General features: G+C 58.2%; 12 protein-coding genes. 4 read left to right on the forward strand and 8 right to left on the reverse strand.

The window, feature by feature from the left end; translation table 11 throughout:
• Positions 1 to 103 precede the first annotated feature (103 nt).
• The gene (gene proS, locus R0140_RS22195; protein ID WP_012968899.1) at positions 104 to 1,822 is read left to right on the forward strand and encodes a proline--tRNA ligase; all 1,719 of its coding nucleotides are present in this window, start codon (positions 104 to 106) and stop codon (positions 1,820 to 1,822) included.
• Positions 1,823 to 1,881: 59 nt separating this feature from the next.
• A complete protein-coding gene (locus R0140_RS22200; RefSeq protein WP_032740446.1) occupies positions 1,882 to 2,724 on the forward strand; it encodes a YaeF family permuted papain-like enzyme in 843 nt (280 codons plus the stop codon).
• A 131-nt stretch (positions 2,725 to 2,855) separates the two neighbouring features.
• Here the strand turns inward: R0140_RS22200 and nlpE are convergent, their stop codons facing one another.
• From nlpE to R0140_RS22215, 3 genes are read right to left on the reverse strand one after another with little or no spacing between them, the layout of a single operon-like run.
• Positions 2,856 to 3,554, reverse strand: a complete 699-nt coding sequence (gene nlpE / locus R0140_RS22205; protein ID WP_317703898.1) for an envelope stress response activation lipoprotein NlpE — start codon at positions 3,552 to 3,554, stop codon at positions 2,856 to 2,858.
• Positions 3,555 to 3,596: 42 nt separating this feature from the next.
• Complete coding sequence (gene arfB / locus R0140_RS22210) at positions 3,597 to 4,010, reverse strand: alternative ribosome rescue aminoacyl-tRNA hydrolase ArfB (RefSeq protein WP_008807342.1); 414 nt, start codon at positions 4,008 to 4,010, stop codon at positions 3,597 to 3,599.
• Positions 4,007 to 4,552, reverse strand: coding sequence for a YaeQ family protein (locus R0140_RS22215; protein ID WP_008807343.1), 546 nt, complete (start codon positions 4,550 to 4,552; stop codon positions 4,007 to 4,009). The genes arfB and R0140_RS22215 overlap by 4 nt, the downstream gene beginning before the upstream one ends.
• Positions 4,553 to 4,748: 196 nt before the next feature.
• Here R0140_RS22215 and R0140_RS22220 point away from each other — a divergent pair, with 196 nt between their 5' ends.
• Both R0140_RS22220 and rof read left to right on the forward strand, forming a co-directional pair.
• Positions 4,749 to 4,949, forward strand: coding sequence for a YaeP family protein (locus R0140_RS22220; RefSeq protein WP_002889429.1), 201 nt, complete (start codon positions 4,749 to 4,751; stop codon positions 4,947 to 4,949).
• On the forward strand, positions 4,936 to 5,196 hold the full coding sequence (gene rof, locus R0140_RS22225) for a Rho-binding antiterminator (RefSeq protein WP_002889424.1): 261 nt from the start codon (positions 4,936 to 4,938) through the stop codon (positions 5,194 to 5,196). Before R0140_RS22220 ends, rof begins: the two co-directional genes overlap by 14 nt.
• A 12-nt stretch (positions 5,197 to 5,208) precedes the next feature.
• Here the strand turns inward: rof and tilS are convergent, their stop codons facing one another.
• The 5 genes from tilS to dnaE form a co-directional block, all read right to left on the reverse strand.
• Complete coding sequence (gene tilS / locus R0140_RS22230) at positions 5,209 to 6,522, reverse strand: tRNA lysidine(34) synthetase TilS (RefSeq protein ID WP_317703899.1); 1,314 nt, start codon at positions 6,520 to 6,522, stop codon at positions 5,209 to 5,211.
• A gap of 53 nt (positions 6,523 to 6,575) precedes the next feature.
• A complete protein-coding gene (locus tag R0140_RS22235) occupies positions 6,576 to 6,965 on the reverse strand; it encodes a VOC family protein (protein ID WP_002889387.1) in 390 nt (129 codons plus the stop codon).
• 46 nt (positions 6,966 to 7,011) lie between these two features.
• On the reverse strand, positions 7,012 to 9,165 hold the full coding sequence (locus R0140_RS22240) for a lysine decarboxylase LdcC (RefSeq protein WP_012968903.1): 2,154 nt from the start codon (positions 9,163 to 9,165) through the stop codon (positions 7,012 to 7,014).
• 113 nt (positions 9,166 to 9,278) lie between these two features.
• Positions 9,279 to 10,238 (reverse strand): acetyl-CoA carboxylase carboxyl transferase subunit alpha, encoded by a 960-nt coding sequence (gene accA, locus R0140_RS22245; protein ID WP_008807345.1) that lies wholly within the window; start codon positions 10,236 to 10,238, stop codon positions 9,279 to 9,281.
• Between the two features lie 12 nt (positions 10,239 to 10,250).
• Complete coding sequence (gene dnaE, locus R0140_RS22250; protein WP_008807346.1) at positions 10,251 to 13,733, reverse strand: DNA polymerase III subunit alpha; 3,483 nt, start codon at positions 13,731 to 13,733, stop codon at positions 10,251 to 10,253.
• Positions 13,734 to 13,737 lie beyond the last annotated feature (4 nt).

Consider the following 13,737-nt stretch of genomic DNA (forward strand, 5'->3'; position numbering starts at 1 on the left):
CCTCTCTTTTGGCATCTTTGCCACACTGGTAAACTAAACCACTTTTTTTGTTTCAGGCTGGGCAACCAGCCTGTTCCGCTCGTTTAACTGGAACCGTTACAACATGCGTACTAGCCAATATCTGCTCTCCACTCTGAAGGAGACACCTGCCGACGCCGAGGTAATCAGCCACCAGCTGATGCTGCGCGCCGGGATGATCCGCAAGCTGGCCTCCGGGTTATACACCTGGCTGCCGACCGGCGTGCGCGTCCTGAAAAAAGTCGAAAACATCGTGCGTGAAGAGATGAACAACGCCGGTGCGATCGAGGTGTTAATGCCGGTCGTTCAGCCCTCTGAACTGTGGCAGGAGAGCGGTCGCTGGGAGCAGTATGGCCCGGAACTGCTGCGCATTGCCGATCGCGGCGATCGCCCGTTCGTCCTCGGTCCAACCCACGAAGAGGTCATTACCGATCTGATCCGCAACGAGCTGAACTCCTATAAGCAGTTGCCGCTGAACTTCTATCAGATCCAGACCAAATTCCGCGACGAAGTGCGCCCGCGTTTCGGCGTGATGCGCTCCCGTGAATTCCTGATGAAAGATGCTTACTCTTTCCATACCTCTCAGGAATCGCTGCAGGAAACCTACGACGCGATGTATACCGCTTACAGCAAAATCTTCAGTCGTATGGGGCTGGATTTCCGTGCGGTACAGGCTGACACCGGTTCTATCGGCGGCAGCGCCTCTCATGAATTCCAGGTGCTGGCGCAGAGCGGCGAAGACGATGTGATCTTCTCCGACAGCTCCGACTACGCGGCAAACATCGAGTTTGCGGAAGCCGTTGCGCCAAAAGAGCCGCGCGCAGCCGCCACCCAGGAGATGACCCTGGTTGATACGCCGAACGCCAAAACCATCGCCGAGCTGGTTGAGCAGTTCGACCTGCCGATCGAAAAAACCGTGAAGACCCTGCTGGTGAAAGCGGTTGAAGGTAGCGCCTCCCCGCTGGTTGCCCTGCTGGTGCGCGGCGATCACGAGCTGAACGAAGTGAAAGCGGAAAAACTGCCGCAGGTCGCCAGCCCGCTGACCTTCGCCACCGAAGAAGAGATCCGCGCTCTGGTGAAAGCGGGTCCGGGCTCCCTGGGTCCGGTGAACCTGCCGATCCCGGTGGTTATCGACCGTACCGTCGCGGTAATGAGCGATTTCGCCGCTGGCGCTAACATCGATGGCAAACACTACTTCGGCATCAACTGGGATCGCGACGTTGCCACGCCGGAAGTCGCCGATATTCGTAACGTCGTTGCCGGCGATCCGAGCCCGGACGGCAAAGGTACTCTGCTTATCAAGCGCGGTATCGAAGTGGGTCATATCTTCCAGCTGGGTACAAAGTACTCTCAGGCGATGAATGCCGCAGTTCAGGGCGAAGATGGCCGTAACCAGATCCTGACCATGGGCTGCTACGGTATTGGGGTGACCCGCGTGGTGGCCGCCGCCATTGAGCAAAACTTTGACGATCGCGGGATTATCTGGCCAGACGCCATCGCGCCGTTCCAGGTGGCAATTCTGCCGATGAATATGCACAAGTCCTATCGCGTGCAGGAGCTGGCCGAGAAGCTGTACGCCGAGCTGCGCGCACATGGCATCGACGTGCTGATGGACGACCGTAAAGAGCGTCCTGGCGTGATGTTCGCCGATATGGAGCTGATCGGCATCCCGCACACCATCGTGCTGGGCGATCGGAACCTCGATAACGATGATATCGAATACAAGTATCGTCGCAATGGTGAGAAGCAGCTGATTAAAACCGGTGATATCGTGGAATATCTGGTTAAAGCGATAAAAGGCTAAGCAACCACCTCAGGGCCCTGAACGGATGTCAGGGCCTTTTTTTTACAAGGAAAGTACCTATGACTGCACCTATCCTCAGCAGCGGATTGCTTACTTCCGCCCTGCTGCTGCTTACCGCCTGCACCGTAGACGTCGGCCGCAGCGCCGCTTCCGCATCCGCTACCGAGGGCCGCTCCCCGCCATGGGCTGTCACCCTCCAGCGTCAAAGCTCGATTGCCGGCAGCGGGCTCCACGAAATTGACGAAAGCGATCTCCGTTCCGGCGACCTGCTCTTCTCGTCCAGCCTGGGTATCACTTCGCTTGGGATCCGCGCCTTCAGCGCCTCTTCCGTTAGCCACGTCGCACTGTATCTTGGCGAGGGTCAGATCGCGGAAGCCACCGGCGCTGGCGTACAGGTGATTTCTGTTCAGCAGGCGCTGGCGCACAGCGATAAACTCTTTGCCCTCAGGGTGCCCGACCTGACGCCGGACCAGGCAACGGCGATGAAAAATTTTGCCTGGCAGGTCAAAGACAGCGGGTATAACTATCGCGGCATTATTCAGTTTATCCCTTATATGGTCACCAAACCACTCTGCTCGCTCAACCCTTTCTCGCGTAACTTTCGTCAGCAGTGCGTGAGCGGCCTGGCCAAAGCGCAACTGGGCGATGCGGCAAGCGCCGACAAGAAAGCGTGGTTTTGCTCGGAGTTTGTTAGCGAGGCCTTCGTCAGAGCCGGGCATCCGCTGACCCTGGCGCAGGCGGCGTGGATCAGTCCTTCCGATCTGCTGCACATGCGGGAAGGAGACGTCGCCACGTTTAAACCCGAAACGCAGCTACAGTATGTCGGGCATCTGAAACCAGGCGTTTATCTTCAGGCCGGGAAGCTGGTGGGGCTGAATAAACCGAAGGACGATGCGGAGTAAAGAAAAGATTTGCGCTTTTCCGCCAGCCAGACCCACGCACACTCTTTATATGACAGGGCGAATAGCAGGAGCAAGTAGGGGGTACTGTGTGGGATCATCCCCTGCCCGTTTCCCGGGCAGGGGCCTGACAATCAATGGCTGCAGTCTTTACCGGGAATAAATTTGCCGGCCTGGTCCGTCATCAGCGTCTTCATCATTTCGCCGGTGTCCGGGTTCGCCTCGAGGGTAAAGTGCCCCTCCACCACCAGCAGCACCGGTCGTGAATCATTGCCGCGGGCAGCGGCATAATCCCGCTCAAGCTGGGCATTGTTCGCCACCGCGACGCGTTTACCGGTCACGCAATCGGTAAAGGTTGCCGCATCGGCCATATAGAAATACATGCCGCGCATCGCCATCGGGGTGGTCGGCAGGCTGGCCTTCACCGGCTCCAGGGTATAATTGAGGGGAGACTGAACGGGGCTCCCGTTGCGGTCAAGCATCTCCAGCTTGTCGCCCTTCGCGCGAAAATATGATTTCTCGCCTTTGCTGTCGGTCAGCACCAGTTTATCCGCTGTGCGAGCCCAGGTGCCATAAGAGGCAAAAGATGACGGTTCACGACGAGCGCCCTGGTAGTGCTCGTTCATCACCCAGGTACCGTCTTTTTCCAGGAACAGCGAGGTGTCGATACCTTCACAATCCGCGCAAGGCAGCACCCCACGCCAGCTTTGCTGCATCGGTTTGAGCTCTTCCATCGCCGCTGGCTGTACGGTGTCAGTCTCGGCGCGATGGTTACAACCAAACAGCGCGAACAGCGAGCAGGCCGCTATCACGGAGAATACGATTTTCTTCACTTTGCTTTCCTTATCATCCATTTCACCCGTTCGCCGACGTCTTCACTGGCGAACTTTCCCACGCAGCGCCTTGACTGAGGACTTCTGTGCCTTGGAAGCAAGGCGTCGCTCTTTGGATGCCCGAGTCGGTCGCGTCTCCCGGCGACTTTTTTGCACTGCGGTTAATTCTTTTATGAGGGCCACCAGCCGGGCAATCGCCGCTTCGCGGTTCATCTCCTGGCTGCGGTATTCCTGAGCCTTAATGATAACCACACCGTCAGCAGAAATTAAGTGGTGCCTGGCGGCGAGCAGGCGCTCTTTGTAAAACTCCGGCAGGCTTGAAGCTTTAATATCAAAGCGCAGATGGATTGCCGTCGACGCTTTGTTCACATGCTGGCCCCCGGCCCCCTGGGCACGAATACCTTCCAGCGTGACCTCGTTATCGGCAAGGGTCACGCTGCGGCTAATGGTAATCATGCCGGTGCTTGCCAGGCCGTCAAATGAATTTCCAGATTATTCCGAGCATCGGATAACCAGATACTACCGTCCTGCAGAGTGGCCTGCAGTGTCATGGTACGGTCGGCAAAGGCGCTAAGCTGCGCCAGTTGCGCGTCATCAAGATACCAGATGGTCAACTTCGGGTACGCCGCAAGCTTGTTCTGATTCTGCTGCCACCAGATTTCAGCGGCCCGGCTATTATAGGCAAACAGCGCCACCGCCTGCGCCCGTGAGCAGGCTTTCTTAATCCGCCGCTCATCCGGCAGACCCAGTTCGATCCACAGATCGACCCCGAGATGATCGTTAAGCAGCCACAGCTCCGGCTCGTCGTCCGACGACAGGCCGCGGGTAAACTGCAGCCGTTCATCGGCATATTTGATCCACGCCAGCAGGCGCAGCATCATGCGCTCCTGGGTTTCCGAGGGGTGCTGCGCCAGCGTCAGGTTAGCATCCAGAAACTGGTTGCGATCCAGATCGGCTACATTTACCGCAGCTTTATATATTGTCGCTTTCAGCGCCATGAATAAACTCCTGAAAAGAATGGCGGACATTGTAGCGAAACTGGCGGCAAAAGGCTGTCGTCAATCGCAGCAACCTGTTTCATCCTGCTGAAATTGCTTAAATGACTATGATATAGTTCCCTTGCTAAACAGAGTTTATCTTCGTAGGCTTAAACTTGCATCCCACGGTTGAGTCAGAACGCTGACAGGAGGGCATGTGGACCACTATTGTGAGTTAATACGCAAGCGGTATGCGGAAATAGCCAGCGGAGACTTAGGGTATATCCCGGATGCGCTGGGTTGCGTGTTGAAAGTATTGAATGAGATTGCGGCGGATGAGGCCCTTTCGGAGTCAGTCAGGGAAAAGGCCGCTTATGCGGCAGCAAACTTACTGGTGAGCGATTATGTCAATGAATGATACTTATCAACCCATTAACTGCGATGATTACGACAACCTGGAACTGGCTTGCCAGCATCACCTGGTGCTGACGCTGGCGCTGAAGGATGGCGAACAGCTGCAGGCAAAGGCCAGCGATCTAATCTCGCGTAAAAATATCGAGTATCTGGTGGTCGAACTCGCCGGCAACGTCCGCGAGCTGCGCCTGGATAAAATCGCCAGCTTCAGTCACCCGGAAATCGGCACCGTGGTGGTGAGCGAATCCTGAATCAAAACGGGCTTAACCGCCCGTTTTCCTCCATGACAGCCTGACCCCTTCCCCGTCCTTCACTTCACCTTCGGTGGTCACAAACAGATCGTCCGCTGCAGCGATCGGCGTTTCGCCGTAAAACAGCAGCGGCGTAGTGTCTCGTCGCCAGGGAGGAACGCCCAGCTCCTGCCAGATCTTCTTCAGCTTACGTCCGCCGTGGCGTCCGACGATATGCAGGTGGCCGCTGGCGCGAAAGCGGACAGTGACCGGCTCATCCGCAGACGGCGGGCGCAGCCTGCCGCCGGGCTGCAGCATCAGCTCGCCGAGACCGTCTGCCAGCCGCAGCGGCTGGCGCCAGTCGGGCCAGTGCTGGACACTTTCCGTCTGGCCGGGAAGATACTTCACCCAGTACAAACGCTGTTGAAAACGGCGGACGGTAAAATCCCCGAGCCGCAGACAAGGGCTGGCATCTTCCCGCGCCAGCGCCACCTCATGCCAGAGGCGCTCTGGCACCTCCCGGGCCGGCATCGGCGCCTGCTGCCCGGCGAGCCAGCGACGCAGCAGCGCCGCGCGACGGGGTGGGCTCATCGACGTCAACGGCGTGATAGCCAGCGAGCCATCTTCGGCCACCAGCGACGCCAGCTCCGCCGCCAGCATTTCGTCCAGCAGTTGTTCCAGCTCGGCGCACAGGCTGGCGCTGCGGGCAACGGCCTCGCTAAAATGCGGCCAGCGCTCGCGCAGGACCGGGATCACCCGCAGGCGCAGAAAGTTGCGGTCATAGGTATCGTCCTGATTACTCTCATCTTCAATCCACGACAGCTGATGGGCGAGCGCCCACTGGCGTAGCGATTCGCGGGTTTCATTGAGGAGAGGACGCAGTAGTCGACTGTCGGCAAAGGCAGAGGATGGCGCCATCGCCGACAGACCAGTAGGACCGCTGCCGCGTTTTAACGCCAGCAGCAGCGTTTCGCACTGGTCATCCTGGTGCTGGGCGGTCACTAACACCTCGCCGGCATTGAGCGTATCCTGAAAGGCCTGATAGCGCGCCGCACGGGCATGGGCCTCCACGCCGAGACCGCCCCTGGCTAACGTCACATGATGCACCACCAGCGGCACCTGCCACTGCTGGCAAATCTGCCGACAATGCGCCACCCAGTCGTCTGCATGGGCGCTCAGGCCGTGGTGAACATGCACCGCCCGCAGCGTCAGCGAGGGATCCTGTTCCCGCAGTAGCACCAGCTGGTGCAGGAGAACCGTCGAATCCAGACCGCCGCTGAAGGCCACCAGCAGCTGGCGATGGGGATGAAGCGTATGCGCAATATCAGCCGTCATATCCACGAACATACCGAGAAGTGATGGCCCGGCAAGTTACCGGGCCAGGGTCGCGCTGGCAAGGTTTACTGCTGATATATTTCCAGCGGCAGGTCGTCCGGATCGCTAAAGAAGGTAAAGCGTTTGCCGGTAAAGGGATCGACGCGAATCGCTTCGCACTCGACGCCATGCGCCGTCAGATGCGCTACCGCGGCGTCGATATCATCCACGCTAAAGGCCAGATGACGCAGCCCGCAGGCTTCGGGGCGACTGGGGCGGGCCGGGGGAAACGGGAACGAGAACAGCTCAATCACGTACTCGCCATTGAGCGCCAGATCGCCCTTCCAGGAGTCGCGCTCGGCGCGATAGAACTCACTTTGCAGCGTAAACCCCAGAATATCGCAATAGAACGCTTTACTGCGGGCGTAGTCAGTCGCAATGATGGCAATATGGTGAACCCGTTTCAAACCCAGCATGGTCAAACTCCTTCTGTTAAGCCAGCCACGTTACTCGTGCGCGCCGTTAACGCGCAAGCCTTTCGTCATTTTTTAAGACTCGTACCCGATACACGCCGTCCTCATCGCGCTTCGCCCCGTGAATATCGGTCTCAAACCCCGGATAATGACGGCCGATAGAGCAGAGCATCAGCAGGAAATCGAGCACTGCCCGGCTCTCCTCCGTGATCATCTCTCCCGGCATCAGCAGCGGTACGCCCGGCGGATAAGGGAGGATCATGTTGGCCGAAATCCGGCCGACCAGGTTCTCCAGTTCAATGGTTTCCACCTCACCCTTAATCTGGCGCTGCCAGGCGTGATGCGGCGTCATTTTCATTTCCGGCAGGACGTCAAAGGCGCTGAGCATCAGCTGCGGCAGCTGGTGCTGACGGATCAAGCGGTGGATCCCCTGCGCCAGATCCTGGATCCGCATGTTGCGGTAGAAGTCGGGATCTTCCGCGTACAGATCCGGCAACATATTTTTCACCCGCAGATTGAGATCGTAGGCGCGTTTGAACTCGGTCAGGCCGCGCAGCAGCCCCATCGCCCGGGTTTTATCAATACCGATGCTGAACAGGAACAGCAGGTTGTAGGGGCCCGTTTTTTCCACCACCACGCCCCGCTCGTCGAGGAACTTCGCCACCAGCGCCGCCGGGATCCCCTCTTCAGCCATATTCCCCTGCTCGTCCATGCCCGGCGTCAGAATGGTGACCTTCACCGGATCGAGATACATATGATCCGCATCGGCATCTTTGAAACCGTGCCAGTCTTCGCCAGGCGCCACCGGCCAGCACTCGGCTTTATCCACCGCTTCCGGCTGCCAGATATCAAAGAACCAGCCGTCCGACTCCTCGCGCAGTCGCTGCACCTCTTTGCGGAAGTCCAGCGCCCGCTCAATGGAGCGCTGGATCAGGCGCTTACCGGAGTTACCGCGCAACATCGCCGCCGCGGTCTCAATTGACGCGACGATGGGATAGCTCGGCGACGTCGAGGTATGCATCATAAAGGCTTCATTAAAGGTCTCTTCATCATAGTTGCCCTTAATGTGGATCAGCGAGGCCTGCGACAGCGCGGCCAGCATCTTATGCGTGGACTGCGTCTCGAAGATGACTTTTCCGGGGATCCGCTCACCGCTCATGCCGCTTTTCCCCTGATATATCGGATGGAAATGGGTATAGGGCACCCAGGCGGAATCGAAATGGATCGACGGGACGTCGAGCGTCTCCTTAAGCCAGGTGGTGTTATAGAGCAGACCATCGTAGGTGGAGTTGGTGATCACCGCATGCACGGGCCACTGCGCCCCGCCCGTGTCGCGCACTTTCTGCTGAATGCTGTCGCGGGTAAATTCGCGCCGGGGGATACCGCCGAGGATCCCCAACGCGTTGCGGGTCGGCTTCAGCCACAAGGGAACCACATCGCTCATCATCAGCAGGTGGGCCAGTGATTTGTGACAGTTACGGTCAATCAGCAGCGTGCTGCCGGCGGGCGCCGAGTACATACCAACAATTTTGTTGGACGTCGAGGTGCCATTGGTCACCATGTAGCTCTGTTCAGCGCCAAAGGCGCGGGCAATATACTCCTCCGCCTCCAGATGCGGGCCGGTATGATCCAGCAGGGAGCCCAGCTCGGTGACCGAAATCGAGACATCCGCCTTCAGCGTATTTCCGCCAAAGAAATCATAGAACAGGCAGCCCACCGGGCTTTTCTGATAGGCGCTACCGCCCATATGGCCCGGTGTACAAAAGGTATACTTCCCCTCCTGCACATAGTTAAACAGCGCGCGGGTAAACGGCGGGGTGATATTGTCCAGGTACTCGCGGGTATACTGCCCAATGCGGGTGGCGATCTCTTCGGAGAGTCCCAGCGCATATTCGAAGAACCACAGCGTCATACGCAGATCCTGACTGCTGACGTCCATCGTCGAGTGGGCATTAATAAAGGCGTACAGGGGCAGATATTCATTGAGCTGATTGATATCGCTGCACAGATCGACGCTGTATTCATCCCAGTCGAAGATCACCCCGCAGATGCGCGGGTTGTGCTCAATAAACTGCAGCAGGTCGGCGCTGTTTTGCGGCCAGATGGTCTGGAAGCCCTGGCGCTGCAGCGCCGCTTCCAGTTCTTTGATCGGCTCGTCTTTGTGGTAGACGCCGTGAGGCCCCATGATGGCGATAATATTCACGCTTTCCTCCTGGTATTCACCTAAGTCAAGCATCATAGCAATCCCCTGGGCGCATCGCACACAAAAAAAAGGCCGGAAAATCCGGCCCTTAGTGTTTTTCGCTAGCGGAAAACTTAGGCGTAACCGTAGCTCATCAGACGCTGATAGCGGCGGTTCAGCAGCTCTTCTTCGCTGAGCAGATCGAGATCGGCCAGGTCTGCCAGCAGCTGCGCTTTCAGGCTCGCTGCCATCGCTTCCGGGTTGCGGTGCGCGCCGCCCAACGGTTCCTGAACGATAGAATCAATCAGCTTCAGCTCTTTCAGACGCGGTGCGACGATACCCATCGCTTCCGCGGCCAGCGGTGCTTTATCCGCGCTTTTCCACAGAATGGACGCGCAGCCTTCCGGCGAAATCACCGAATAGGTGCTGTACTGCAGCATATTGACCTTGTCGCCCACGCCAATCGCCAGCGCGCCGCCGGAGCCGCCTTCGCCGATCACGGTGCAGATAACCGGCACGCTCAGACGCGACATCTCACGCAGGTTGCGGGCAATCGCTTCCGACTGGCCACGCTCTTCCGCGCCGACGCCCGGGTAGGCGCCAGGGGTGTCGATGAAGGTGATGATCGGCATTTTAAACCGCTCGGCCATTTCCATCAGGCGCAGCGCTTTGCGGTAGCCTTCCGGGGCCGGCATACCAAAGTTGCGACGGATCTTCTCTTTGGTTTCGCGACCTTTCTGGTGGCCGATAATCATCACCGGACGACCATCAAGACGCGCGATACCGCCGACAATCGCTTTATCGTCAGCGTAGGCGCGGTCACCGGCCAGTTCGTCAAATTCGTCGAACGCCAGGCGGACATAATCCAGGGTATAAGGACGGCGCGGGTGGCGCGCCAGTTGCGCAACCTGCCATGCACCGAGATCGGCGAAGATTTTGCGCGTCAGCTCTACGCTTTTCTCGCGCAGACGATGCACTTCTTCGTCGATGTTAATATCCAGTTTCTCATCCTGACGGCTTACCGCAGTCAGGGAATCGATTTTCGCTTCCAGCTCTGCAATCGGCTGTTCAAAATCTAGGAAATTCAGACTCATAGTATTCCTGTATTAGTCAAACTCCAGTTCCACCTGCTCCGAGCCGATAAGGCCACGCAGATCGTTAAGTAAACGATCGCTCGGAGAGACGCGCCATGTTGCGCCGAAACGCAACCGCGCGCGTGCATCCGCCCTCTGATAGTAGAGGTGCACTGGAATGGTTCCCGAACGGTGGGGTTCCAGAGACTGACGGAGTCGGTTTAAAAGCTGGTCATCAATTTGCCTGTCCGTCAGCGAGATAGCAAGCCCGCGAGCATATTTTTCCCGGGCTTCGTCAATGTCCATGACTTCGCGGGCGGTCATTTTAAGCCCCCCGCTAAAGTCATCAAAGCTGACCTGTCCGCTGACGATAAGTATGCGGTCTTTTTCCAGCAACTGCTGATATTTATCCAGCGCGTCGGTGAACAACATCACCTCCAGACGCCCGGAACGGTCATCCAGGGTACAGATGCCGATACGATTGCCGCGCTTGGTGACCATTACCCGCGCCGCAATCACCAGCCCCGCCGCCGTGGTCACTTTACCACGATCGGTCGGATGCATGTCTTTGAGCCGCACGCCGCCGACGTAGCGCTCAATCTCTTTCAGGTACTGGTTAATCGGGTGCCCGGTCAGGTATAGCCCCAGGGTTTCCCTTTCACCATCCAGCACCACCTGCTCAGGCCATGGCTGGCAGCTGGCGTAGGACTGTTCTATTTGTTCAGGCTCTTCCGCCAGTACGCCGAACATATCGGCCTGGCCAATAGCCTCCGCTTTCGCGTGCTGGTCGGCGGCTTTCAACGCATCGCCCAGCGAGTTCATCAGCGCCGCGCGATGCGGACCGAGACGATCGAACGCCCCGGACATAATCAGTTTTTCCAGCACCCGGCGGTTGAGCTTTTTAATATCGGTCCGCGCGCAGAGGTCGAACAGCTCGCGGAAATAACCGCCATTGTTGCGCGCCTCAATGATCGCTTCGATCGGCCCTTCGCCAACGCCTTTGATGGCGCCGATGCCGTAGACAATCTCGCCGTCGTCGTTAACGTGGAAATGGTACAGGCCGGAGTTAATATCCGGGGGCAAAATTTTCAGCCCCATGCGCCAGCACTCGTCCACCAGGCCAACGACCTTCTCGGTGTTGTCCATATCGGCGGTCATTACCGCCGCCATAAACTCAGCCGGATAGTGCGCCTTAAGCCACAGCGTCTGGTAGGAGACCAGCGCGTAGGCGGCGGAGTGCGACTTGTTAAATCCGTAACCGGCGAATTTCTCCACCAGGTCGAAGATTTTCATCGCCAGTTCGCCGTCAACGCCGTTTTTCTTCGCCCCATCTTCAAAGATAGAACGCTGCTTGGCCATCTCCTCCGGTTTTTTCTTACCCATCGCACGGCGCAGCATATCCGCGCCGCCGAGGGTATAACCGGAGAGCACCTGGGCAATCTGCATGACCTGTTCCTGATACAGGATAATGCCGTAGGTCGGCTCCAGCACCGGTTTCAGGCTCTCATGCTGCCACTGCACGTCCGGGTAGGAAATCTCTTCGCGGCCGTGCTTACGGTCGATAAAGTTATCTACCATCCCCGACTGCAGCGGACCCGGGCGGAACAGGGCCACCAGCGCGATCATATCTTCGAAGCAGTCAGGCTGCAGACGCTTAATCAGATCTTTCATGCCGCGCGATTCAAGCTGGAAGACCGCGGTGGTTTCCGAGCGCTGCAGCATGTCGAAGCTTTTCTTGTCATCCAACGGGATAGCGGCGATATCCAACGGCCCTTCGCCGTTTTTCGCCCGCCGCTTGTTGATCATCTCCAGCGCCCAGTTAATGATAGTGAGCGTACGCAGACCGAGGAAGTCGAATTTTACCAGCCCGGCGTATTCCACGTCGTTTTTGTCAAACTGGGTAACCGGATGCAGCCCCTGCTCATCGCAATACAGCGGCGCAAAGTCGGTAATTTTAGTGGGAGCGATAACCACCCCACCGGCGTGTTTACCGGCGTTTCGCGTCACCCCTTCCAGCTTACGCGCCATGTCGATCAGCGCTTTAACTTCTTCGTCCGCCTCATAGATTTCCGGCAGCTGCGGTTCGGCTTCAAACGCTTTCGCCAGCGTCATACCCGGATCGGGCGGCACCAGCTTGGAGATACGGTCGACAAAGCCGTACGGGTGACCCAGCACGCGGCCCACATCGCGGATGACCGCTTTCGCCGCCATGGTACCGAAGGTGATGATCTGCGATACCGCATCGCGGCCATACATGTCCGCCACGTGCTCAATAACCTGGTCGCGTTTCTCCATGCAGAAATCGACGTCGAAGTCGGGCATCGAGACACGTTCCGGGTTAAGGAAACGTTCGAACAGCAGGTCGAATTCCAGCGGATCAAGATCGGTGATCTTCAGCGCGTAGGCCACCAGCGAGCCGGCGCCGGAACCGCGGCCCGGGCCAACCGGCACGCCGTTATCCTTCGACCACTGGATAAACTCCATGACGATCAGGAAGTAGCCCGGGAACCCCATCTGGTTGATAACCTGCAGTTCAATATCCAGACGCTGGTCATACTCCGGGCGCTTTTCAGCACGGACGGCAGGATCCGGGAAGAGAAATTCCAGCCGCTCTTCCAGACCCTCTTTCGATTTCATGACCAGGAAATCTTCCGTGGTCATATCGCCGGTCGGGAACTGCGGCAGGAAATATTCGCCAAGCCGCACGGTGACGTTGCAGCGTTTGGCGATCTCGACGCTGTTCTCCAGCGCTTCCGGGATATCGGCGAACAGCTCGCACATCTCCTCCTCACTGCGCATATATTGCTGCGGCGAGTAGTTGCGCGGCCGTTTCGGGTCGTCGAGCGTAAAGCCGTCGTGGATCGCGACGCGGATTTCATGGGCGTCGAAATCGCTGGTGTCGAGAAAGCGGACATCGTTGGTCGCCACCACCGGCAGGCCGCGCGCTTCCGCCAGCGCCACGGCGGCGTGGAGATAGGCCTCTTCATCCTGACGACCGGTGCGGATCAGCTCAAGAAAATAACGGTCCGGGAAATGCTCTTCATAGAACGCGACGCACTGTTCCACTAACGGCATATTGCCGCGGATCAGGCTAACGCCGACGTCGCCTTTACGGCCGCCGGAAAGCAGAATCAGCCCTTCCTGGTGTTCTACCAGCCAGTCGCGGTCAATCCACGGCCCCAGCGCGCCGTAGCCGCGCTGATAGGCGCGGGAAATGAGCAGCGTCAGGTTCTGGTAACCGGTGTTGTTCGCCGCCAGCACGGTCAGCTCGGTAAACTCATCGCCGAGCAGGTCGCACTGCACGTGAAAATCGGCGCCGACAATCGGCTTAATACCCGCGCCGTGTCCCGTCCCGTAGAACTTCACCAGCCCGCACAGGTTGGTGAAATCGGTGATCGCCAGCGCCGGCATGCCAAGCGAGGCCGCCTTCTTGACCAGTGGCCCGGTCTTTGCCAGCCCATCGATCATGGAATAGTCGCTGTGCACCCGCAGGTGTACGAAACGTGGTTCAGCCATCTTT

The sequence above is a fragment of the Klebsiella sp. w6 genome (assembly GCF_033100215.1).
Classification (GTDB): Bacteria; Pseudomonadota; Gammaproteobacteria; order Enterobacterales; family Enterobacteriaceae; genus Klebsiella; species Klebsiella variicola.

What these genes read in the sequence shown, in the direction of transcription:
- tilS (WP_317703899.1), bottom strand. Translation starts at nt 6,522, where the DNA reads ATGTTCGTGGATATGACGGCTGATATTGCGCATACGCTTCATCCCCAT.
- proS (WP_012968899.1), top strand. Translation starts at nt 104, where the DNA reads ATGCGTACTAGCCAATATCTGCTCTCCACTCTGAAGGAGACACCTGCC.
- R0140_RS22200 (WP_032740446.1), top strand. Translation starts at nt 1,882, where the DNA reads ATGACTGCACCTATCCTCAGCAGCGGATTGCTTACTTCCGCCCTGCTG.
- R0140_RS22235 (WP_002889387.1), bottom strand. Translation starts at nt 6,965, where the DNA reads ATGCTGGGTTTGAAACGGGTTCACCATATTGCCATCATTGCGACTGAC.
- accA (WP_008807345.1), bottom strand. Translation starts at nt 10,238, where the DNA reads ATGAGTCTGAATTTCCTAGATTTTGAACAGCCGATTGCAGAGCTGGAA.
- dnaE (WP_008807346.1), bottom strand. Translation starts at nt 13,733, where the DNA reads ATGGCTGAACCACGTTTCGTACACCTGCGGGTGCACAGCGACTATTCC.
- arfB (WP_008807342.1), bottom strand. Translation starts at nt 4,010, where the DNA reads ATGATTACCATTAGCCGCAGCGTGACCCTTGCCGATAACGAGGTCACG.
- rof (WP_002889424.1), top strand. Translation starts at nt 4,936, where the DNA reads ATGTCAATGAATGATACTTATCAACCCATTAACTGCGATGATTACGAC.
- R0140_RS22215 (WP_008807343.1), bottom strand. Translation starts at nt 4,552, where the DNA reads ATGGCGCTGAAAGCGACAATATATAAAGCTGCGGTAAATGTAGCCGAT.